This window comes from Microbispora sp. ZYX-F-249 (assembly GCF_039649665.1).
GTDB lineage: Bacteria > Actinomycetota > Actinomycetes > Streptosporangiales > Streptosporangiaceae > Microbispora > Microbispora maris.
The window spans coordinates 177,942-198,594 of sequence record NZ_JBDJAW010000014.1 but is presented as its reverse complement, the minus strand read 5'-3'; the positions used below and the strand labels follow the sequence as shown (position 1 = coordinate 198,594).

Sequence of the window (20,653 nt, the reverse complement as noted above, 5' to 3'; positions counted from 1 at the left end):
CGCGCCCGGCGCAGGCGCGTCAGCCTCGGCCTGAGGCGGGCGTGCGGCGCGCCCCCGTCCGCCACAACCAGCGCGCGAGCAGGAGGACCGGCAGCACGAACGCGAGCGCGACCACCGCATGGACCGCCCAGGCGCCCGCCAGGGTGGTCCCGCCCCACGACCCGGTGAGCAGCGGGTCGGAGGTGAACGGATGCCCGAGCGTGGGATAGATGTCGGGCCGCAGGAACGGATACAGCAGCCCCGAGGCCGCCGTGAACGCCGCGAAGGCGCCGAGGATGACTGCGGGAACTCTCAGTAACACGCGCACTGTCCGACCTCCACGGATCCTCCGGAAGATCAACGCTATGCGCTCGCACGCGGAGGCGGGCTGCCCGGAAACGGGGCAGGCGGGGGCGCGGCACGGGCACGTAGGCTCTGGGCATGGCGAACGCGATCATCACGGCCCGCGGGGTGGGGCTGGACCTGGGCGGAGTGCCCGTGCTGCGCGGCGTCGACCTCACCGCGGCTCCGGGTGAGATCGTCGCCGTCATGGGGGAGAACGGCGTCGGGAAGTCCACGCTGCTGCGCTGCCTGGCCGGTCTGCACTCCTCGCCGCGCGGCGAGATCGACGTCCTCGGCGGGCCGCCGGCGGACCTGCCGGACTTCTGGCGGCACGTCGTGCAGGCCGGCGACGAGCCCGCCTGGTATCCGGGCCTGAGCGTACGCGAACACCTCGAACTGATGGAGGCCGTGCACCAGGACGCCCGCCTGACGGTGGACGAGGCGCTGGAGACCTTCGAGCTGACCGCCAGGGCCGACCTCGCCCCGTTGTCGCTGTCCACCGGCCAGCGGCAGCGGCTGTCGCTGGCGATGGCGCTGCTCCGGCCGAGCCGCCTGCTCCTGCTCGACGAGCCGGAGCGCGGCCTGGACGCCGGCTTCAGACGGCGGCTCGCGGTGATCCTGCGCGGCTACGCCGCCGAAGGAGGCACGGTCGTGATGGCCACCCACGACGCGCCGCTCGCGCAGGACACGGGAGCCCGCGTGATCACGCTGCGAGCGGCGTCGTGATCCCGGCGACCGCACGGGCGCATCCCGCCTTCGCCTACCTGCGCGCCCACCGCGGGCGGCCGGCGACCTGGTCGGACCGGTACACCAGCGTTTTCGGCCTGCTCGTCGCCGCCGCGGTGCTCGGCCGTCCGGTCGCCGAGGCCCTCGCCGGGCTGGCCCGGCACGCCGACCCGGCGCGCATCGGCGCCGGGGTCGCGCTGGTCGCGGCGGCCTACGCGGGTCTCCTCGCCCTCGCGCGGGCGCTCGGCCCCGTCGTGCTGCCCGCCGCCGACGCCGCATGGCTGGTGACCTCGCCGCTGCCCCGCCGGGCCGTGCTGAGCCGTACGGCGCTGCTCCTGCTGTCGGCGGCGGCGCTCACCGGGGCGGCGCTCGGGCTCGCGGCGCTGTCGGTGTTCGGGGCACCCGGCGATCTCGGCGCGCGCCTCGCGGCGGCGCTGGTGCTCGGCGTCGCCGCGGGCGTGGGCGGCATGGCCGCGGCCGTGCTCGGCCAGCAGTCCCCGGCGGCGGACACCCGGCTGCAGTTCCTGATCGCCGGAATGTTCTCCGTGGCCGTGCTCGCGGCCGTGTCCGGCGCGGGCCCCGGCCGGCGGATCCTCGCCGCCGTCGCCGGGGCGCCCGCGTCCCTGGGCGCGGCGGTCGCGGGCGTGGCCTCCATGGTGGCCGCCTTCCTGGTACGACGGGCCTGGGCGGCGCTCGGCCGCATCCCCGCCCGCACGATCCTGGCGTCCTCGACCCGTACGGCGCGGGTGACCTCGGCCGCGACGACGCTGGACCCCGGGATGCTCACCTGGGTCGCGGAGGACGTCCACTGGCGCGGCCGGGCGCTGCGCTCCCGCCCCTGGCCCCGCCTGGTGTCACGGCTCGGCCCGGCGTCCGCGCTGGCATGGCAGGAGTGGCTGCGGGTGGGCAGGCGGCCGGGCCGCCTGGCGGCGCTGCTCTGCGCGGCGGCGCTGCCCGCCGTCTGCGCGAACGCCGCCGGCGGCTCGGCGCCCGCCGCCGGGGTGCTGCTGTGCGGGGTGCTGCTGGGCGGGGCGCTGACCGCCGCCGCGATGTGCACCGGAGGGGTCCGGCGCGACGGTGGCGACCCCGCCCTCGCCCGGATGCTGGCCGTGGACGCCAGGGCCGCGACGACCGCCCGGGCGGTGCTGCCCGCGCTGCTGGCCGCGGTCTGGTCGGCGCTCGCGCTGGCGGGTCTCCAGGCCGCGGGCGCGCTGCCGGCCGGGGCCTGGTGGACGCTCGGCCCGGCGGCCGCGCCCGCGCTGGCGGCGGGGGCGCTGCGGATGGCCCGGCGGCGGCCCGTCGACCACTCCATGCCGGTCATCGACACCCCCGGCGGCGCGGTGCCGACCGGTCCGCTCATCTGGGCGGCTACGGGGCCGGACGTCGCGCTGCTCGGGTCCCTGCCCGCGCTCGCCGCGCTGGTCACGCGGCCCGCCGACGTCGTGCCGTACGTCGCGGCGCAGGCCGTCGCCGGGGCCGCGGTGCTCGCCGCCTACATCCTGCGGTCCGCCCGCAGAACCGGCGCATAGCCGCCGTCTCCGGCACTCGCCCTCCGCATCGACCGGCGGGCGTGGGTGAGAGCGGTGCTACCGTCCGTGACCGGACTGTGATCCGAATTGTGACTGCGCGGAGTCAGATCTCGGCGTACCTTGCGGTCAAGGGCTTGCCGCACCCAGGGGAGACGCGTGACCGAGACCCGGCACGAGACGTCGGCGGAGGACCTCGTCGCCGAGTTCGACGCGGAGCGTCCCGCACGGCGCCTTCCGGGCCGCCCGGCGGCACTGGTCACGATCGTCGCGCTCGCCCTGTCGCTCTACGCGCTGTACCAGACCTTCCGGCCGGGGCCAGTCCTGCCGTACCGGATGGCGTTCCTCGCCGTGGTGCTGCCGCTGGCGTTCGTCTGCTACAAGGCGCGGCGCGGGGGCCGGGACAGGCCCGGCGTGCTCGACTGGGTGCTCGCGGGGCTGTCCCTCGCGGTCTGCGCGTATCCGCTCGTGGTCTTCGACGACCTCATCCGCCGGGCGTACGCGCCGACGCCGCTCGACGTGGCGGCGGGAGCGCTGCTCACGTTGCTGCTCCTGGAGGCGTGCCGGCGGACCGTGGGCTGGATCCTGCCCGTGGTGTGCGCGGTCTTCGCGGCGTACGCCTACTACGGCGGCTACCTGCCCGCGGACTGGGCGCTGGGCCATCGGGGCTACGACCTGGACCGGATCGTGGCGGCGTTCACGATGGGCACGGAGGGCGTCTACGGCGTGCCCCTCGACGTCGCCGCGACCTACATCATCCTGTTCACGATCTACGGCGCGGTGCTCGACCACTCGGGGGCGGGACGGTTCTTCGTGGACGTCTCCTTCGCGGCGTTCCGCCGTTCGCGCTCCGCGCCGGGGCGCACCGTCACGCTCGCGGGCTTCCTGCTCGGCACGGTGAGCGGCTCCGGCGTGGCCACCACGGTGAGCGTGGGCAGCGTGGCCTGGCCGATCCTGCGCCGGGCCGGCTATCCGCGCGAGCAGGCCGGGGGAGTGCTGGCCGCGGCGGGCATCGGCGCGATCCTGTCGCCCCCGACGCTGGGCGCGGCGGCGTTCATCATCGCCGAGTACCTGCGGGTGAGCTACCTCACCGTGCTCGTCTACGCGACGATCCCTACGGTCCTGTACTACCTGGGCGTCTTCCTCGCCATCGAGATGGACGCCCGCAGGTACGGCACGCACGCGGTGCCGGTGGACGCGGCCAGGCCCTGGCCGCTGATCAGGCGCTTCGGCTACCACTTCAGCTCGCTGTTCGTGATCATCGCCTTGATGGCCCTCGGCCAGTCGCCGTTCCGGGCGGTCGTGTACGCCACGCTGCTGGCCTTCGCGCTGTCGTTCCTGGATCGCACCCCCGGCGGCGAGAACCGGCTCACGCCGCGCCGCGCCGTACGGGCCCTGGCGGCGGGCGCGACCGGGGTGCTGCCGGTCGCGGTCACCTGCGCGGCGGCGGGGACGATCGTCGGCGTGGTCACGCTCACCGGGCTCGGGCTCAAGGCCGGCTCGCTGATCGTCGGCCTGTCCGGGGGGAACCTCGCGGTCACCGCCGTCGCCTGCGCGCTGGCCGTGCTGCTGCTCGGGCTGGCCGTGCCGGTCACGGCGTCCTTCGTCATCGCCGCCGTGATCATCGGCCCCGCCCTGCTGAACCTCGGCGTGACGCCGGCCGAGGCCTACATGTTCATCTTCTACTACGCCGTGCTGTCCGAGGTGAGCCCGCCGACGGCGCTGTCGGCCTTCGCCGCCTCGGCGATCACGGGCGGCAACGCGCACCGAACGATGTGGGCCACCTGGAAGTACACGCTCCCGGCGTTCCTGGTGCCGTTCGCGTTCGTGCTCACGCCGCCGGGCGCGGCCCTGCTGGCGCAGGGCCCGATCGGCGAGGTCCTGCTCGCCGCGGCCGTGTCGGCGCTCGCGGTGGCCGCTCTCGCGGTGACGACCGGCGGCTGGATCGCCGGCCCCGCCGGACCGGTCGAGCGGGGCCTGTGCGCGCTCGCCGCGGTCCTGCTGCTCGTCCTTGCGCCCGGGCCCGTGCTGGCCGGGCTGGGCGCCGCAGTCCTGGCGCTCGCCGTTCACCTCGTCCGCAGACACAGGGAGGCGCGACTGTGAGGTTCAAGCTCGTGACGGCGCTGGCCGTCACCGCGGCACTGCTGGCCGGCGGTTGCGGGGGCGACCGGTCGGCCGAGCGGGAGGGCGACGGCACCCGCCTGTCGATCGCCACCGGCAACACCACCGGCGTCTACTACGTGCTGGGCGGCGGGTTCGCCGAGCTGATCGACAAGCACCTGCCGGGCCACCGGGCGACCGCGGAGGCCACCGGCGCCTCCGTGGAGAACATCCAGCGCGTGGTCAGGGGACAGTCGGACATCGCCTTCACACTCGCGGACACGGCCGCCGACGCGGTGAGGGGCACCGGCGCCTTCACCGCGCCGCAGCCGATCCGCGCGCTCGCCCGGCTCTACGGCAACTACACCCACGTGATCGCGCGGACCGACGCCGGGATCACGTCCGTCGCCGGCCTGCGCGGCAAGCGCGTGTCCACGGGATCGCCGAACTCGGGGACGGAGGTGATCGCGCTGCGGCTGCTCGCCGCCGCCGGGCTCGACCCGGACAAGGACGTCGAACGCCAGGCGCTGTCGCTGCCCGAGACCGTGCAGGGACTCAAGGACGGCACCCTCGACGCGCTGGTGTGGTCGGGCGGCCTGCCCACCTCGGGCATCACCGACCTGGTGACGAGCATGCGGGACGAGGTGGCGTTCGTGCCGTTGGACGACGTGCTGCCCGCCGTGCGCGCCGCCCACGGCCCCGTCTACGCCGCGGGCACGATCCCCAAGGGCGCGTACGGCACGCCGTCCGACGTGCCGGCCATCGTCGTGCCGAACCTGCTCGTGGTGAACGCGGCGATGGACGCCAAGCTCGCGGAGGAGCTCACCCGGCTGCTCTTCGACCACAAGGCCGACCTGGAGAAGGTGCACGTGTCGGCCAAGGAGATCACCCTCGCCGACGCGCCCAGGACCGACCCCGTGCCGCTCCACGAGGGCGCGAGGAGGTTCTACGGCTGAGAGCCGTCGCAAGGCCCCTTCAGAGCCGGGTGAGGCCGGTGACGTGGAGGACGGCGGTGCCCTCCTCGTCGGAGGCGGCCAGGTCGACCTCCGCGCTGATGCCCCAGTCGTGGTCGCCGGCCGGGTCGTCGATGATCTGACGCACCCGCCACAGCTCCTTCTCCTCCTCGATGAGCAGGAGGGCGGGACCGCGGGCGGCCGGGCCGGTGAGGACCTCGTCGTGCTCCTCGTAGTAGGCGTCCATGGCCGCGGCCCAGTCGACGTCCGGGTAGAGCTCGGCCAGCTCCTCCTCCCGGTCCAGCGCGACGAGTTCCACCATGCGGAACATCGCGTTGCGGACCAGCACCCGGAAGGCGCGCGCGTTGGCGGTGACCGGACGGGCCCTGGTCTCCAGCTCCTCGCCGGCCTCCAGCGCCTCGGCGGGGTTGGCCAGCTTCTCCCACTCGTCGATGAGGCTGGAGTCGACCTGGCGCACCAGCTCGCCGAGCCATTCGATGAGGTCCACCAGGTCGTCGGTCTTCAGGTGCTCGGGCACCGTCTTCGACAGCGTGCGGTAGGCGTCGGCCAGGTAGCGCAGCACCGTGCCCTCCGAGCGGGCCAGCTCGTAGAACTGGATGTACTCGGTGAAGGTCATGGCCCGCTCGTACATGTCGCGCACGATGGCCTTGGGGCTGACGACGTGGTCGCCGACCCACGGGTGCCCGCGCCGATAGGTCTCGTACGCGCCGAAGAGCAGGTCGGCCAGCGGCATCGGGTGGGTGATCTCGGCGAGGCGCTCCATCCGCTCCTCGTACTCGATGCCGTCGGCCTTCATCTGCGCGACCGCCTCGGCCCTGGCCTTGTTGAGCTGGGCGTGCAGGATCTGGCGGGGGTCGTCCAGCGTGGACTCGACGATCGAGACCAGGTCCAGCGCGTACGTCGGGGACTCGCGGTCGAGCAGCTCGAAGGACGCCAGCGCGAAGGTGGACAGCGCCTGGTTGAGCGCGAAGTCCTCCTGCAGGTCGACGGTGAGCCGGGCCATCCGGCCGTGCTCGTCGGGCTCGGCGAGCTTCTCCACGATGCCGCCGGCCAGCAGCGAGCGGTAGATCGCGATGGCGTGGCTGATGTGGCGGCGCTGCGCCTTGCGGTCCTCGTGGTTGTCGGTGAGCAGTCGCTTCATCGCCTGGAAGCAGTCGCCGGGCCGGTTGATGATCGACAGCAGCATGGCGTTGCTGACCTTGAAGCGGGAGGTCAGCGGCTCGGGCTCGGCCGTCTGGAGCTTCTCGAAGGTGTCCTCGCTCCAGCCGACGAACCCCTCCGGGGGCTTCTTGCGCGCGTAGCCGCGGCGCCGCTTGGGGTCGTCGCCGATCTTCGCCAGCGCCCTCTCGTTCTCGATGACGTGGTCGGGCGCCTGGCAGACGACGTACCCGACCGTGTCGAAGCCGGCCCGGCCGGCCCGCCCGGCGATCTGGTGGAACTCCCGCGCCCGCAGCCGCCGCACCTTGGTGCCGTCGAACTTCGACAGCGCGGTGAACAGCACGGTGCGGATCGGGACGTTCACCCCCACGCCGAGCGTGTCGGTGCCGCAGATCACCTTCAGCAGGCCCGCCTGGGCCAGCCGTTCCACCAGGCGGCGATACTTCGGCAGCATGCCGGCGTGGTGCACGCCGATGCCGTGCCGCACGAGCCGGGACAGGGCCCGGCCGAAGCGGGTGGTGAAGCGGAAGTTGCCGATGAGGGCGGCGATGGCCTCCTTCTCGGCCTTGGTGCACATGTTGATGCTCATCAGGGCCTGGGCGCGCTCCATCGCCGCGGCCTGGGTGAAGTGCACGACGTAGACCGGGGCCTGCTGGGTCGACAGCAGCTCCTCCAGCGTCTCGTGCAGGGGAGTGGTCCGGTAGGAGTAGATCAGCGGCACCGGCCGCTCGGCGTGCTTGACGACGCTGGTGGGGCGGCCGGTGCGGCGGGTGAGGTCGGTCTGGAAGCGCTCGACGTCGCCGAGCGTGGCCGACATCAGCACGAACTGCGCCTGCGGCAGCTCCAGCAGCGGCACCTGCCAGGCCCAGCCGCGGTCGGGCTCGGCGTAGAAGTGGAACTCGTCCATGATCACGGTGCCGACGTCGGCGTCGGCGCCGTCGCGCAGCGCGATCTGGGCGAGGATCTCGGCGGTGCAGCAGATGACGGGCGCGTCGGCGTTCACGGTGGCGTCGCCGGTCATCATGCCGACGTTCTCGGTGCCGAACAACGCGCACAGGTCGAAGAACTTCTCCGACACCAGCGCCTTGATCGGCGCGGTGTAGAAGCTGATCTCGTCCCGGGCCAGCGCCGCGAAGTGCGCCCCGGCCGCGACGAGGCTCTTGCCCGAGCCCGTCGGCGTGGACACGATCACGTTGTTGCCGGAGACGACCTCGATCAGCGCCTCCTCCTGCGCCGGGTAGAGCGTGAGCCCCCGATCGGCGTTCCATGACACGAACGCGTCGAACAGCGCGTCGGGGTCGGAGCCGGACGGAAGACGGCGGAGGAGGCTCATGCTTTCGCTCACGCCTCTTATCCTGCCCAAGACGCATGACTGTTTCGACCGCCCCGTCGTACGGCAAGGTGTGGCACAGCTACGTCAAAGGGGTGTGGCGCTGCGCGAAGCCGCAGGTCAAACCCACAAACTAGCGGTATGGGGGAGAAGTGGGCCGGGCTCGCCGCGCGCCGGGAGGCGGCGGCCGACGTGCTGCTCGCCGTCGCCGTCCTCGCCTTCGCGGTTCCGGCGGTCGTGTTCGGCCGCTCCTTCCCGGCCCTGCCGTTCCTCGCCGTGCCGTGGTGGGCGCAGATCGCCGTGGGGGGCGCGGCGGCCGCGTCGATGCTGGTGCGGCGCAGTGTGGCCTGGCCCGTGGTCGCGGCCACCGTCGCCTGCGCCCTGCTCACGGGCCAGACGATGCCGCTGATGCTGGCGGCGTACTCGATGACCTCGCGGAACACGGTGCGATCCTGGCCGTGGGTGACCGCCGTGCTGGCGGGGGTCCACGCGCTGGCCGACTACACGAGCCCCTACACCGACAAGCTGCCCGTCGCCGTGACGGTGCGGGCGATCACGCTGGTCTTCCTGCCCGCGCTGGTGGGCACCTGGGTGTGGCGCTACCGCTCGATGATCCGGGAGCTGCGGGCGGGCGTGCGGGCGCGGGAGGAGCGCGCCGCCGCCCAGGAACGCCGCCGCATCGCGGGTGAACTGCACGACACGGTGACGCACGCGGTCACCGTGATGGTCCTCAACGCCGGTCTCATCCAGGACACCGACGAGCTCGACGAGATCCGCAAGCTGGCCAGGAACATCGAGGACAAGGGCGTGCGGGCGCTGACCGAGCTGCGCGAGCTGCTCACGGCGCTGCGGCGCAAGGACCTGCCGCCCTCGGCCGAGAGCGTCGAGGGGATACCGCGCCTGGTCGAGGAGAGCAGGGCGACCGGCCTGCGCGTCGCCCTGCACTACGACGTGCCGGAGGAGACGCTGCCGCGGCAGGCCGGTCACGCCTGTTATCGCGTCGTCCAGGAGGGCCTCAACAACGTGCGCAAACACGCGCCCGGGACCGACGTGCAGGTGGTCTGCGAGGCCCACGGCGACGTGCTGAACGTGTCCGTGGTCAACAGCGGCAAGAGCCGTGCCGTGCCGGTCCGGGTGCCCGCGGACGCGGGGGGCGGCTACGGGCTGCCCGGCCTTCGCGAGCGCGTCACGCTCGTGGGCGGGCGGCTCACGTACGGGCCGACCGCGGAGGGCGGGTTCGCGCTCACCGCCCGCATCCCCTTCCACCCGCCGGATCACGGCGAGCCCTGATCCCGCCGCCCGGCGGCGGCGCCGTGGGCGCCGGGCCGCGCGTCCGGGGGCAGGACCGGGAGGCGGCGGTCACCCCCGCATCCTCGGGTCCTGGGTGGGATCGGCATACATGCGCGGACAACCACGATCGATCGCTTCGACGCGGAGTTCGTAGTGCCAGGGTTCGTTTCTGTAGATCTGGCACAAGCCGTACTCCGCACCATGTTCGGACAGCCACGCCGTCGCATCGGAGTGCCCGACGTCGACCGCGTCCCCCGTCACGTGAGAGGACGTCGCCGGGGTGGCCACCCATCGCCTGGCCTCGTCTTCGGACCCGTACGTGGAGATGGCCTCGCGGAGAAGCCGGTCCTGGTACTCCGGAGAGCGCCAGCCGCTGTTGACGTAGAACTCGATTCCGTCGTCCGCGGCGTCCGTCGCCGCCTGGCGGAGGGCCCTGAGCAGACCTCGATCGAGGTTGGCCACGCCCGGGACCTCGTCGTCGAAGACCGTCACGCCGTCCGGGACGGCACCGCCGGCTTCGCCGGGCGCATCACGGTGCTCACTGTGACCAGCACCCGATGGTGCTGCCGGGGAGGCCGTTGCGAGCGGCGGGACCGGGGAGTGCTTCACGGGGGATTCCGACGGGAACGACGAGGAACGCTGCGACCGGTGGACGAAGACAGCGATGACGGCTGTGACGACAATCAGGCCGGTGACCAGGAGCCGGCGCATCCGGCGGGTCCTCGTCCGTGCCGATGGTGAGGTTTGCGCCATGCGGCCAGTCAAGGCAGCGAGCGGTTGCCGGCCCGTATGAGGTTTTCGATATGCCGGCGACACGCGCCGATTCGTGGCGTCGCCTCCGCGTGCTCCCCGCGGGCGAACGGGGTGGGCGCCGTGCCCGTGAGATCCTCACGACGGCGTCGGCGGCTTCGCGGGGATCAGAGGCCGAGGTCTTCGATCTCCTTGAGCAGGGCCGACCGCGAATCGGGCGGGGCGGCCCCGCCGGGGGTCGTGCCCCCGGTCGTGCCCTTGGTCGTGCCTTTGGCCCGCCGGTCGCGGAACAGGTAGCCGCCGAGGATGCCGCCCGCGAAACCGAACACGTGGGCCTGCCAGCCGATGCCCTCGGCCGGCAGCAGCCCGGCGAACTGGTAGGCGAAACACAGGCCCATGACCAGGCCGATGACGATGTCGATCAGGTGCCGGTCGAAGGCTCCGCGCACGAGGACGTACCCGAAGTAGCCGAACACCAGCCCGCTCGCGCCCGCGCCGACCGTGGAGGAGTCGGCGGTGAACCACGAGCCGAGCCCGCTGGCGACGGCGATCAGCCCGGTCACGCCGAGGAAGCGCCGCACACCCCGGTAGGCCGCGAGGAACCCGAAGATGAACAGCGGACCGGAGTTGCCCTCGATGTGGGCCCAGCTCCAGTGCAGGAGCGGCGCGGAGACGACCCCGGGGAGCCGCTCGAGGTCCCAGGGCCTGATGCCGTAGCTGTAGCTGAGCGAGTAGTCCGCGGCCCAGTTGGCCACCTGCACGACCCAGATCAACCCCAGGAAGCCGACCATGACCCAGAAGGCCTTGCGGGCCTCGGCGATCATGATTTCGGCGGTGCGGCCGTCGCTCACGGGACCTCCCTGTGCCTGAAGGCCACGCGGTTGCCGGAGAGGGCGCGGCTCCTGAGGATCACCCGGGAAAGATACCGCCGACGGCCGCACGAGTCACGGCGCGCCGGCGCCGGGAGCGCGGCGGGCCGTGCGGCGGGATCGGGGGTCCAGGGGCGGCTCGCCGCCCCTCGGTCCCGGTGGAGATTCTCGGCGTCTCCGACCGGGACGGGGCGCAGCCACCTGCACGCCGGCGAGGCCTCACACGCGTTCGATGACGACGACCGGGATATCCCGGGCGGTCTTGGTGGCGTACTCGTCGTACGCGGGCCAGGTGGCGGTCATCGTCCGCCACATGTCCGGACGCTCCTCAGGAGTCGCCGTACGGGCCCTCGCCCTGAACCTGTCTCCCTTGATCTGGAACTCCACCTCGGGGTCCGCCTGGAGGTTGAGGTACCACAGCGGGTGCTCGTCGGCCCCGCCCTTGGACGCCACCACCAGGTAGGCGTCGCCGTACGGCTGGTAGATCAGCGGGGTGCTGCGGGGCTGTCCCGATTTGCGGCCCCGGGTCGTGAGGATGGCCACGGTGGTGCCCTCCCAGTCGTGGCCCTCCTCACCGTCGGTCTCGATGTAGCGCTTGACGTGTTCCTGTCCGAAGAGCATGTCGATCACCTTCCCATCAGAGGGGGATCAACCGCCTGAACCCTCGGCCAATTCCAGGGCGACCTGCAACCCCGCCGCGGTCCGCTCCTCCTCGGACGTCGCCTCGTCCCTGACGAAGAACCACGCCGCGTGCATCGCGAACAGGGCCATGGACCGCCTGAGCTTGACCGGCAGCGGATCGTCCGGTTCGTACAGCGCCTGCATCAGCTCGCCCATGCGCTCGCGCATGAGGTCCACCTTGGCGTGGCCGCGCAGCGCCGTCTTGTTGCGGTCCATGAAGTGCATGACCTCGTGGGCGCGCCCGCGGGTCATCAGGGCGGAGTAGCGGGTGATCAGCTCCCCGCGGGTCCCGGCGTCGCGGGGATGCCGGTTCGCCCACGCGATCAGCTCGTCCAGCGCCTTGATGCGGTCCTCGACCAGGCTGGCGACGATGTCCTCTTTCGTCCGGAAGTGGTAGTAGAGGGCCGCCTTGGTCACGCCGAGGGCCTCGGCGATCTCCCGGAGCGACGTCGCCTCGTACCCCTGTTCGGTGAAGAGCCTGATCGCGACCTCCTGGATGCGGCTGCGCGTGTCGGTATGAGCACCCATATCCTGCTGTTCCTAATTGACTTGACGGCCGGCAAGTAAGGACAATACCGTGCCCCGGGCACTAGCCTGTCGGCAAGTAAGTAAATTCCTTCAAAGGGGGCACCCATGACCACGGAGACCGCGGCCGCGCCAGGCCGGTCCCGGGAAGTGATGATCGTCTTACCCGGCCTGATGCTCGCCATGATGCTGGCCATGCTGGACAACATGATCGTCGGCACCGCCATGCCGAGGATCGTCGGGGAACTCCAGGGCCTGGACTACTTCACCTGGGTCACCACCGCGTACGTGCTGGGCACCACGGTCTCCACGCCGATCTGGGGGAAGCTCGGCGACCTCTACGGCCGCAAGAACATCTTCCTCGGCTCGATCGTCATCTTCCTGGCCGGTTCCGCGCTGTGCGGCATGGCGGGCTCGTCGCTGTTCGGCGGCACCGGCGACGGCATGATCGAGCTGATCGCCTTCCGGGCGCTGCAGGGCCTCGGCGCCGGCGGGCTCATCGTCGGCGTGATGGCGATCATCGGGGACCTCGTCCCGCCGCGCGAGCGTGGTCAGTACCAGGGCATCATGGCCGCGATCATGTCGCTCGCCATGATCGCGGGGCCTCTGGTCGGCGGGTTCATCACCGACAACCTGAACTGGCGCTGGGCCTTCTACGTGAACCTCCCGCTCGGTGGGGTGGCGCTGATCTGGCTGATCCTCAAGCTGCACCTGCCGAAGAACCGGACCCAGCACCGCATCGACTGGCTCGGCGCGGCCGTCCTCACCGTGGCGATCACCGCGATCGTGCTGATCACCTCGTGGGGCGGCCAGAAGCACGGCTACCCCTGGGGCTCGTGGCAGATCCTGGGCCTCGCGGGGCTGGCGGTCGTCGCGCTGGCCGTGTTCATCCCGGTCGAGCGGCGGGCGGCCGAGCCGATCCTGCCGCTGCACGTCTTCCGCAACCGCAACTTCACGCTGATCAACGCGCTCGGCTTCCTGCTCGGCTTCGCGATGTTCGGCGCGATCACCTTCCTGCCGATGTTCCAGCAGATCGTGCAGGGCGCCACGGCGACCAACTCCGGGCTGCTCCTGCTCCCGATGATGGCCTCGTCCATGGTCGTGTCGCTGTTCGTCGGCAGGGCGATCACCCAGACCGGCAAGTACAAGAGCTTCCCGGTGATCGGCGGCGTGATCATGGCCATCGGCGTGTGGCTGCTGTCGACGCAGGACGTCCACACCCCCACCTGGAGGACCGGCGTCTACATCGCCGTCCTCGGCCTCGGCATGGGCTTCCTGATGCAGACGACCATGCTGATCGCGCAGAACAGCGTCGAGCAGAAGGACATCGGCGTGGCCAGCAGCGCCTCCACGTTCTTCCGCTCCATCGGCGGGTCGTTCGGCATCTCGCTGTTCGGCGCGATCTTCAACAACCGGCTCGCCGACGAGATCACCACCAGGTTCGGCGCCAACGCGGCCGCCCTGCTCGGCTCCGGCGGCGGCCAGATCGACAGGACACAACTCGCCAAGCTTCCGCCGACGGCCTATGCGGGGTTCCTGGAGGCGCTCTCGAGCGCGATCGGCTCGGTCTTCCTGTGGTCGGTCGTGTTCGCCGCGCTCGTCCCGGTGATCGCCGCCTTCATCACGCATGTCCCGCTGCGCAGCGGCGCTCCCGGCGCCGCCGGCGGCGAGAAGGCGGAGCCGGTGGCCGCCGCCTTCGAGTAGCCGGACCCGGGCCGGAACGGCGCACGCCCCCGCGCGGGCGTGCGCCGTACCGCGTTTCCGGGGGGTCAGGCGGGCCGCTCGGCCCGGTCCGCCGACCAGTCGGTGTGGAAGGAGCCCTCCCGGTCGACCCTCCGGTAGGTGTGGGCGCCGAAGAAGTCGCGCAGCCCCTGCAGCAGCGCGGCGGGCAGGCGGTCGCGCCGCAGGCCGTCGTAGTAGGCGAGCGCCGAGGAGAAGCCCGGCGTGGGCACCCCGATCGTCGCCGCCGTCGCCACGACCCGCCGCCACGACTCCTGGGCCTCCTCCAGGGCCTGGGCGAAGGTGGGGTCGACCAGCAGCGTCGGCAGGTTCGGGTCGGCGTCGTAGGCCGCCCTGATCCGGTCGAGGAAGCGCGCCCTGATGATGCAGCCGCCGCGCCAGATCGTGGCCATCGAGCCCAGCTTGAGGTTCCAGCCGTACTCCGCGCTCGCGGCGGCCATCTGGTCGAACCCCTGGGCGTACGCGACGATCTTCGAGGCGTACAGCGCCCGCCGCACGTCCTCGACGAGGCCGGAGTCGCCGGCCGTGCCGGACGGCCCGGCGAGCGAACGGGCGGCGGCCCGCTGCTCCGGGTGGCCCGACAGCGCCCGGGCGAACACCGCCTCGGCGATTCCGGTGACCGGAACGCCGAGGTCGAGGGCGCTCTGCACGGTCCAGCGGCCGGTGCCCTTCTGCTCGGCCTGGTCCACCACCACGTCCACGAACGGCTTGCCCGTGGCGGCGTCGGTGTGGCCCAGCACCTCCGCCGTGATCTCGATGAGGTACGACTCCAGGTCGCCCCGGTTCCACTCGCGGAAGATCTCGGACAGTTCCTTCGGGTCCAGCCCGAGGGCCTGCCTGAGCAGGTCGTACGACTCCGCGATGAGCTGCATGTCGGCGTACTCGATGCCGTTGTGCACCATCTTGACGAAGTGGCCGGCGCCATCGGGGCCGACGTGGACGCAGCACGGCACCCCGTCGACCTTCGCCGCGATGTCCTCGAGCAGGGGGCCGAGCGTCTCGTACGCCTCGGGGTCGCCGCCGGGCATGATGCTCGGGCCGTTGAGCGCGCCCTCCTCGCCGCCGGAGATGCCGGTGCCGACGAAGTGGATGCCCCGCTCGCGCAGCGCCGCCTCCCGGCGGCGGGTGTCCGCGTAGAGGGCGTTGCCGCCGTCGATGATCATGTCGCCGGGCTCCATGACGGCGGCGAGCTCCTCGATCACCGCGTCGGTCGGCGCTCCGGCCTTGACCATGATGATCGCCTTGCGGGGACGTTCGAGGGAGGCCACGAACTCCTCGATCGTGCTCGCCGGCAGGAACGCGCCCTCGTCGCGGTGCTCCTCCATGAAGCGGGTCGTACGGCTTTCCGAGCGGTTGTGCACCGCGACCACATGGCCGTGGTGGGCGAAGTTCCGGGCGAGGTTGCGGCCCATGACGGCCAGGCCCGTCACTCCGATGTGTGCCTTATCCATGTGCACAGTCATACCGCCTCCCGGAAACGGGCGACCGGCCGAGGGTGGGTGTTTCCGCGGCCGGTCGCGGTGAGCCGCGCGATCAGTGGCCGTAGCCGCCTGCGGGGCGGCCGGCGGGATGGGAGTGCGAGGGTCCTGGCCCGGCCGAACCCGTGGGTGCGGGCGTGGCGGTCCCCGTGGCCGGGCGGATGAACGAGGCGGGCGCGGTCCCCGCCCTTCCCTTGATCGTGAAGGCGTCGCCGGTGTACGCGACCCGCCCGGTCGGGGTGCCGCCGGGGATGGTCACCGTGGTGGGGGCCTTCCTGGCCGTCCCCGCGCCGCCGGTGTAGACGGTCGCCGTGCCGGTCCCCGCGTTGGACACCCGGAGAGCGGCGCCCATCGCGAGGCCCCAGGGGTTGACCGGCTTCGGATCGGTGAGAGCCGCCCTGCCCTTCACGTCGGAGACCAGGTCCACCTCGGCGAACCGGGCGGCCGTGCGTGCCGTGTCCGGGAAGCGGTGGAGCCGGTGGCCGGAGCCCTGCCCCGAGAGGGAGGAGTGAGGGGACGAGGCGGGGTGGGCCGGTGCCGCGGGACGCGGGCAACGGCCCATCTGCCTTATCCTGACAAAACCCGCAAAGCAAGCGGGTTTTATATAGACATGGTCGCCCGATGGCGAGGACGCTTGGCCTCCCGCCGGGCCGCTGGTAAGTCACTACAGCCAAGAAGTGCCGGCACCCAGCCGGCAGCCCACCGTCGTCGCGCACCTACGGAGAAGAGACGTGTTCGCACCGAAGCCGGAACGGTCAGTCGTCGCGGTTCCTCCGCCCGGAGACGGGCCCGGATGCTGGGCGGGCGCGCCCAGCGCCGTGAGCCGGGACGGGTGGATCTACCTGGCCTACCGGCTGCGCCGGCCGCTCGACGAGGGGCGCGGGTACGCCGTGGAGATCGCCCGCTCGGCCGACGGCGAGCGGTTCGAGAGGCTCCTCACGATCACCAAGGAGGAGATGAAGACCGAGTCGCTGGAGCGCCCCACGCTGGTGGTGACGCCGGAGGGCAGGTGGCGCCTGTACCTGAGCTGCGCCACCTACGGCACCAAGCACTGGCGGGTGGAGATGATCGAGGCCGCCGGACCGGCGGAGTTCGACCCCGCCGACGCGCAGGTCGTGCTGCCCGGCGACCTCAAGACAGGCGTGAAGGACCCGGTGATCCTCCACCACGGCGGCGTCTGGCACCTGTGGGCGTCGTGCCACCCCCTGGAGGACCCCGACGAGGCCGACCAGATGGTGACCGACTACGCCACCAGCGCCGACGGCGTCGAGTGGGCCTGGCAGGGGACCGCACTCGACCGGCGGCCGGGCGAGTGGGACTCGCGCGGCGTGCGGGTGAGCGCGGTCACGTTCAGCGGCGAGACCGTCATCGCCTACTACGACGGCCGCGCGTCGGCGGAGGAGAACTACGAGGAGCGCACGGGCGTGGCCATCGGCCCCGGCCCGTCCACGCTCACCGCCACGGGAACCTCCCCCGTCGCCCAGTCGCCGTACGCCGGGGGAGGGCTGCGCTACCTGTCGATCGTGCCCGTGCCCGGGGGCCACCGCCTGTACTACGAGCTGACCCGCGCGGACGGGTCCCACGAGCTGCGTACCGAGCTGCGCTGACCTCGGCCCGGCCGGCGGCGCCCGGCCTTCGCGGCGCCGTGGGCGGTCAGGTGGTGTCGGGCGTCAGGTCGTCGTCGTCCGCCGTTCGGCCCCGCGAGGCCGCCGAGAGACGGGCGCCGTCGCGGGCACGCCCGTTGCGGGCCTGCCGCTGGCCGGACGGCCGGGCGCCGACCAGGCCGCCGGACCGCTCCCGTGGGCGCAGCCAGTCGCCGAAGTCCTCGCCGAAGGAGTCGCGGCCCAGCACGTCGCGCAGCAGCGCGATGTCGGCGGCGAAGTAGGCCAGCAACTCCTGGCGCTGCTCCCAGGTGAGCGGCCGCCGGGGCTGCGCGTCGCGCTGCAGCAGCCGTTCGAGCGGCGCGGTGAGCCGCTGGCCCAGCACCGGGTCGCCGAGCCGGACGAGCCGGGCCAGGACGCGATGCGTGCGGCTGTGCGGCGGATGGGCGGTGACGTTCGCCCTCGGCACCTCGCCGACGAGTCCCTGCTCCACCCCGAGGAACGCGCAGATGCGGTCGAGCGTGGCGGCGGGGCGGTCGACCAGGTCCCGGTAGCGGAAGACCAGCACCTGCTCGCGGGGGAACAGCGTGAACAGGTGCGCGAGCTGCTCGCCGTACCGGCCGAGGCCCACGTAGTGCCAGAACGGCGACCAGCCCTCGGCGACCCGGCGCTTCTCGGCCGCGCAGGCCTCGATGACGTCCCCGATCGGCTCCAGGCCGGCCGACCACAGGTGGGTCCAGTTGGAGTGCGCGCGCTCCACGGGATCGCGCAGCGAGACGACGAGCTTCGCGTGCGGGAGCGCCTCCCGGATCCGCCGCTGGGCGTCCCGGTCGTACAGGTAGAAGGGGGTCGACTCGCCGCGCAACGCCCCCGGCGGGGCGTCCGCGAACAGCGCCTCGTAGTCGGCGCGCCGCCACACGTGCTCGCGGTAGGTCTCGGCGTCCCCCGGCCCGCCCCTGTCGGGCGGCGGGCCGTCGGTGAGGAAGAACTTCGGCTCCTTGACGGGCGACATGAAGAGCCGGGGGTGACGGGCCAGTGCCGCATGCAGGGCCGTGGTGCCGGCCTTCGGCACCCCGATCACCAGGAAGTCGGGCAGGGCCATGCGGAAGTCCTCCTACTTTCCCGATTTATTTACTAGGTTTTGCCCCTTCCGTGCGAGAAATCACCCGTGGGTTCTGTACCACTCATCACGCCTGTGTCACTTCACGGGCCGGGCGTGGTTGGCGGCCGCGACCCCCGGCCGGACCCACGCGGCCGTCCCCCGGCGGGCGAGCGCCGCGCGTCGGCGGTCGCCTTCGGACCAGATCTCGAACCACACCTCGTTGCGGCCGCCCTCGCGGACCAGCCCCCAGCGGTCGGCCAGCAGGTCCAGCAGCGGCAGGCCGCGACCGCCCTGGCTCGACCCGTTCGGCAGCGGATGACCGGCGCACGGCGGTCCGGCCGAGCCGTCGTCCTCGACGCAGACCCGTACGCGGTCGGGCAGGCACGAGACGGTGACGGTGAACGTGCCGCCGGTCCCCGAACGGGAGTGCACGACGGCGTTCGTCGCGATCTCGCTGGTCAGCAGCACGCAGTCGTCGTGACGGGGATGGTCTCGCCCGAGCGCGGCCGACACGAGCCTGCGCGCCCGCCCCACCTGGTCCCGTCCCCCCGCGAGGCGGGCCACGCGGTTCCCCGCGCCGTCCCCCGAAATCTCCATGAGCCCTCCCGTACCTGGCGGTGTGGCCGTCGCAGGAGAGGACGTCCGCCTCCGCGCCCGCGATGTCACGGGAAAGTAGGAGTGTCCTTGCCCCGCTATGTCAGGAAAATGAACCGCGCGAACGGACCACGCCGGCGCGCGGCGTCCGGCGCGGTCCGTTCGCGCGTGCCGCGGTGCCAGGTCAGCGGGCGCTCGGGGGGCGCCCAGAGTCGCCCGGTGCGTGGGGAGGCACGCGAAGCGGCCGGGTGCGTGCGAAGAAGCTACGCGGGCGTGGCCGGGTGCGCACGAAGGCACACGGGGTGGCCGGGTGCGCGCGAAGAAGGTACGCGGGCGTGGCCGGGTGCCTGAAGGCGCGGAAACGCGACGGGGGCGGCGGGCCCGGTCCGTCCGGTCCCGCCGCCCCCGTTTGCCCCGCCTGTGCGGCCGGGCGTGGCCGTCTCGGTCAGGAGTCGTGCGCGGCCGCTCCCGCGGCGGAGCCGTTCACGACGAGCACGCGCTCACGCTCGGGCACCTCGATGGCCGGGAACGTGCCGGTGTCGACGATGCCGTGCTCCCGGTACGCCGCCTCGATCAGCGCGTACGCCTGGGGTTCGAGCTTCCACAGCGCCCGCCACTCCTTCGCCACGAGGAGCGGGATGCCCACCTCCTGGGCGATGTCGGCGGCCCGGGGGACGTACTTGCGCGCGATCTGCTGGTCCCAGTACTGCCGGGCGGTCCGCAGCTGGGCCGCGCGCTGGGCGGTGTCGACGACGGGCGCCGGCTCGGCCGCGACGTCCTCCTCCTCGTCGTCGATCAGCTCGGCGATGGCCGCGGCGGGCAGCGCGGCGGCGGCCGGCGCCTGCTCGGGCTCGGGCGCCCAGGGCACCGGCGGAGCGAGGTCGATCAGCGCGGAGGTGTTGTAGAGCGCGCCGATCTGGGACAGCAGGGCCTCCTGCCGCTTCTCGTCCACCGCGAGGCCGGTGTACTCCACGGCCTGGTCCATCGCCTTGTCGAGCCTGGCCATCGCGGCCCGCAGCTTGCGGTCGGACGCCCCCGCCTCGCGCAGCGCGCGGACCCGCTTGGCGGCCAGCGCCACCCTGGTCAGCCTCCGGTGGGCGTCCACCTCGCTCGCCGTACGGTCGCTCGCCTCGGCCAGGCCGACCCGGACCAGCACCCGCTCGGGGGTGAGCCGCCAGTTGATGCGGCCCCTGCCGGTGATGCGGACCCGCTCGATGGCCATGCCGCGCTCCCACAGCCAGGCGGCCACGAGCGGGGCGGCGAGGCGGAAGACGGCCTCGGCGACGCTGCGGGCGTCCATGCTCGACAGGACGGCCGACAGGGAGGTGAAGACCCACACGGCGATGCCGTCGATGCCGGCCGAGTAGTTCTCCCGCATGTTGCGGCGCGCCCGTACGGCGCTGGTGATGACGGCGACCTCGATGAAGGCGAACAGCAGGAGCCGCAGCGGCCCGTCGAACCCGAGGACGTCGCCGGAGAAGCGCCACATGCCCTGGGCGGAGACGCCCGTGGCGATGCTGGCGGCGACGATGGTGAGGATGTCCTCGGTGGGCCGGCCGGCCGCCCAGCGGCGGAACAGGCGGATCAGGGCGCGCAGGGCGAAGAAGGTCAGGACCAGCAGGACCAGGGCGATGACGCTGATGATGGCTGTTCCGACCGGATGGGCCGACACGAAGGCGGTTATTTGGTCAATGGGGGGCATCAGTCACGGTCTCTCGACGTCCGACGGTTTTCCTCGAGATCATCCCAGAGGGGCGTCGTTCTGTGTGCGAAACACGCCTGCCCGTGACCACCCCGTCGCCGCGAGCCTCCACGGAGGTGTGGCCGCGGCGGGACATTGACCGGCCGGGAGCCGGTACGTACGTTCCGGGCGAGCGTGGAGGACAGG

Annotated in this window: 18 protein-coding genes; 7 read left to right on the top strand and 11 right to left on the bottom strand. The window is 72.6% G+C overall.

Annotated features, from left to right (window positions below; genetic code table 11):
* Positions 1-19 precede the first annotated feature (19 nt).
* Entirely contained in the window at positions 20-307 is a 288-nt protein-coding gene (locus AAH991_RS19055; protein WP_346227195.1) for a hypothetical protein, read from the bottom strand.
* A 113-nt stretch (positions 308-420) separates the two neighbouring features.
* Between AAH991_RS19055 and ccmA the strand changes: the two genes are divergently transcribed.
* From ccmA to AAH991_RS19035, 4 genes are all read left to right on the top strand, one after another.
* Positions 421-1,047, top strand: coding sequence for a heme ABC exporter ATP-binding protein CcmA (gene ccmA / locus AAH991_RS19050; RefSeq protein ID WP_346227194.1), 627 nt, complete (start codon positions 421-423; stop codon positions 1,045-1,047).
* On the top strand, positions 1,044-2,576 hold the full coding sequence (locus AAH991_RS19045) for a DUF6297 family protein (RefSeq protein ID WP_346227193.1): 1,533 nt from the start codon (positions 1,044-1,046) through the stop codon (positions 2,574-2,576). Before ccmA ends, AAH991_RS19045 begins: the two co-directional genes overlap by 4 nt.
* 156 nt (positions 2,577-2,732) lie before the next feature.
* Positions 2,733-4,676 (top strand): TRAP transporter permease, encoded by a 1,944-nt coding sequence (locus AAH991_RS19040; RefSeq protein WP_346227192.1) that lies wholly within the window; start codon positions 2,733-2,735, stop codon positions 4,674-4,676.
* Positions 4,673-5,629 carry a TAXI family TRAP transporter solute-binding subunit gene (locus tag AAH991_RS19035; RefSeq protein ID WP_346227191.1) on the top strand — a complete coding sequence of 319 codons (957 nt, stop codon included), beginning with the start codon at positions 4,673-4,675 and terminating at the stop codon, positions 5,627-5,629. Before AAH991_RS19040 ends, AAH991_RS19035 begins: the two co-directional genes overlap by 4 nt.
* A 19-nt stretch (positions 5,630-5,648) precedes the next feature.
* Here the strand turns inward: AAH991_RS19035 and AAH991_RS19030 are convergent, their stop codons facing one another.
* A complete protein-coding gene (locus tag AAH991_RS19030) occupies positions 5,649-8,138 on the bottom strand; it encodes a DEAD/DEAH box helicase (protein ID WP_346227202.1) in 2,490 nt (829 codons plus the stop codon).
* A gap of 138 nt (positions 8,139-8,276) precedes the next feature.
* Here AAH991_RS19030 and AAH991_RS19025 point away from each other — a divergent pair, with 138 nt between their 5' ends.
* Positions 8,277-9,425 (top strand): sensor histidine kinase, encoded by a 1,149-nt coding sequence (locus AAH991_RS19025; protein ID WP_346227190.1) that lies wholly within the window; start codon positions 8,277-8,279, stop codon positions 9,423-9,425.
* A 69-nt stretch (positions 9,426-9,494) separates the two neighbouring features.
* Here AAH991_RS19025 and AAH991_RS19020 read toward each other — a convergent pair whose 3' ends face one another.
* The 4 genes from AAH991_RS19020 to AAH991_RS19005 form a co-directional block, all read right to left on the bottom strand.
* Positions 9,495-10,136: a M15 family metallopeptidase gene (locus AAH991_RS19020; RefSeq protein WP_346227189.1), complete on the bottom strand. Its 642-nt coding sequence runs from the start codon at positions 10,134-10,136 to the stop codon at positions 9,495-9,497.
* 206 nt (positions 10,137-10,342) lie between these two features.
* Complete coding sequence (locus AAH991_RS19015) at positions 10,343-11,026, bottom strand: rhomboid family intramembrane serine protease (RefSeq protein ID WP_346227188.1); 684 nt, start codon at positions 11,024-11,026, stop codon at positions 10,343-10,345.
* A 237-nt stretch (positions 11,027-11,263) separates the two neighbouring features.
* Positions 11,264-11,665 (bottom strand): nitroreductase family deazaflavin-dependent oxidoreductase, encoded by a 402-nt coding sequence (locus tag AAH991_RS19010; RefSeq protein ID WP_346227187.1) that lies wholly within the window; start codon positions 11,663-11,665, stop codon positions 11,264-11,266.
* A 27-nt stretch (positions 11,666-11,692) separates the two neighbouring features.
* Positions 11,693-12,253 carry a TetR/AcrR family transcriptional regulator gene (locus AAH991_RS19005; RefSeq protein WP_346227186.1) on the bottom strand — a complete coding sequence of 187 codons (561 nt, stop codon included), beginning with the start codon at positions 12,251-12,253 and terminating at the stop codon, positions 11,693-11,695.
* Between the two features lie 105 nt (positions 12,254-12,358).
* Here AAH991_RS19005 and AAH991_RS19000 point away from each other — a divergent pair, with 105 nt between their 5' ends.
* Complete coding sequence (locus AAH991_RS19000) at positions 12,359-13,954, top strand: MDR family MFS transporter (protein ID WP_346227185.1); 1,596 nt, start codon at positions 12,359-12,361, stop codon at positions 13,952-13,954.
* A 65-nt stretch (positions 13,955-14,019) separates the two neighbouring features.
* On the opposite strand, the gene gnd is transcribed toward AAH991_RS19000, so the two are convergent.
* Together gnd and AAH991_RS18990 are read right to left on the bottom strand one after the other, a co-directional pair.
* Complete coding sequence (gnd, locus tag AAH991_RS18995) at positions 14,020-15,441, bottom strand: NADP-dependent phosphogluconate dehydrogenase (RefSeq protein ID WP_346227184.1); 1,422 nt, start codon at positions 15,439-15,441, stop codon at positions 14,020-14,022.
* An 82-nt stretch (positions 15,442-15,523) separates the two neighbouring features.
* Entirely contained in the window at positions 15,524-16,030 is a 507-nt protein-coding gene (locus AAH991_RS18990; protein WP_346227183.1) for a hypothetical protein, read from the bottom strand.
* Between the two features lie 169 nt (positions 16,031-16,199).
* Between AAH991_RS18990 and AAH991_RS18985 the strand changes: the two genes are divergently transcribed.
* A complete protein-coding gene (locus tag AAH991_RS18985) occupies positions 16,200-17,075 on the top strand; it encodes a hypothetical protein (protein ID WP_346227182.1) in 876 nt (291 codons plus the stop codon).
* A 46-nt stretch (positions 17,076-17,121) separates the two neighbouring features.
* Here AAH991_RS18985 and AAH991_RS18980 read toward each other — a convergent pair whose 3' ends face one another.
* The 3 genes from AAH991_RS18980 to AAH991_RS18970 all read right to left on the bottom strand — a co-directional run bounded on the left by AAH991_RS18980 (position 17,122) and on the right by AAH991_RS18970 (position 20,467).
* Positions 17,122-18,171 carry a sulfotransferase family protein gene (locus AAH991_RS18980; RefSeq protein WP_346227181.1) on the bottom strand — a complete coding sequence of 350 codons (1,050 nt, stop codon included), beginning with the start codon at positions 18,169-18,171 and terminating at the stop codon, positions 17,122-17,124.
* Positions 18,172-18,267: 96 nt separating this feature from the next.
* Entirely contained in the window at positions 18,268-18,768 is a 501-nt protein-coding gene (locus tag AAH991_RS18975) for an ATP-binding protein (protein WP_346227180.1), read from the bottom strand.
* Positions 18,769-19,210: 442 nt separating this feature from the next.
* On the bottom strand, positions 19,211-20,467 hold the full coding sequence (locus AAH991_RS18970; protein WP_346227179.1) for a hypothetical protein: 1,257 nt from the start codon (positions 20,465-20,467) through the stop codon (positions 19,211-19,213).
* Between the last annotated feature and the right edge of the window lie 186 nt (positions 20,468-20,653).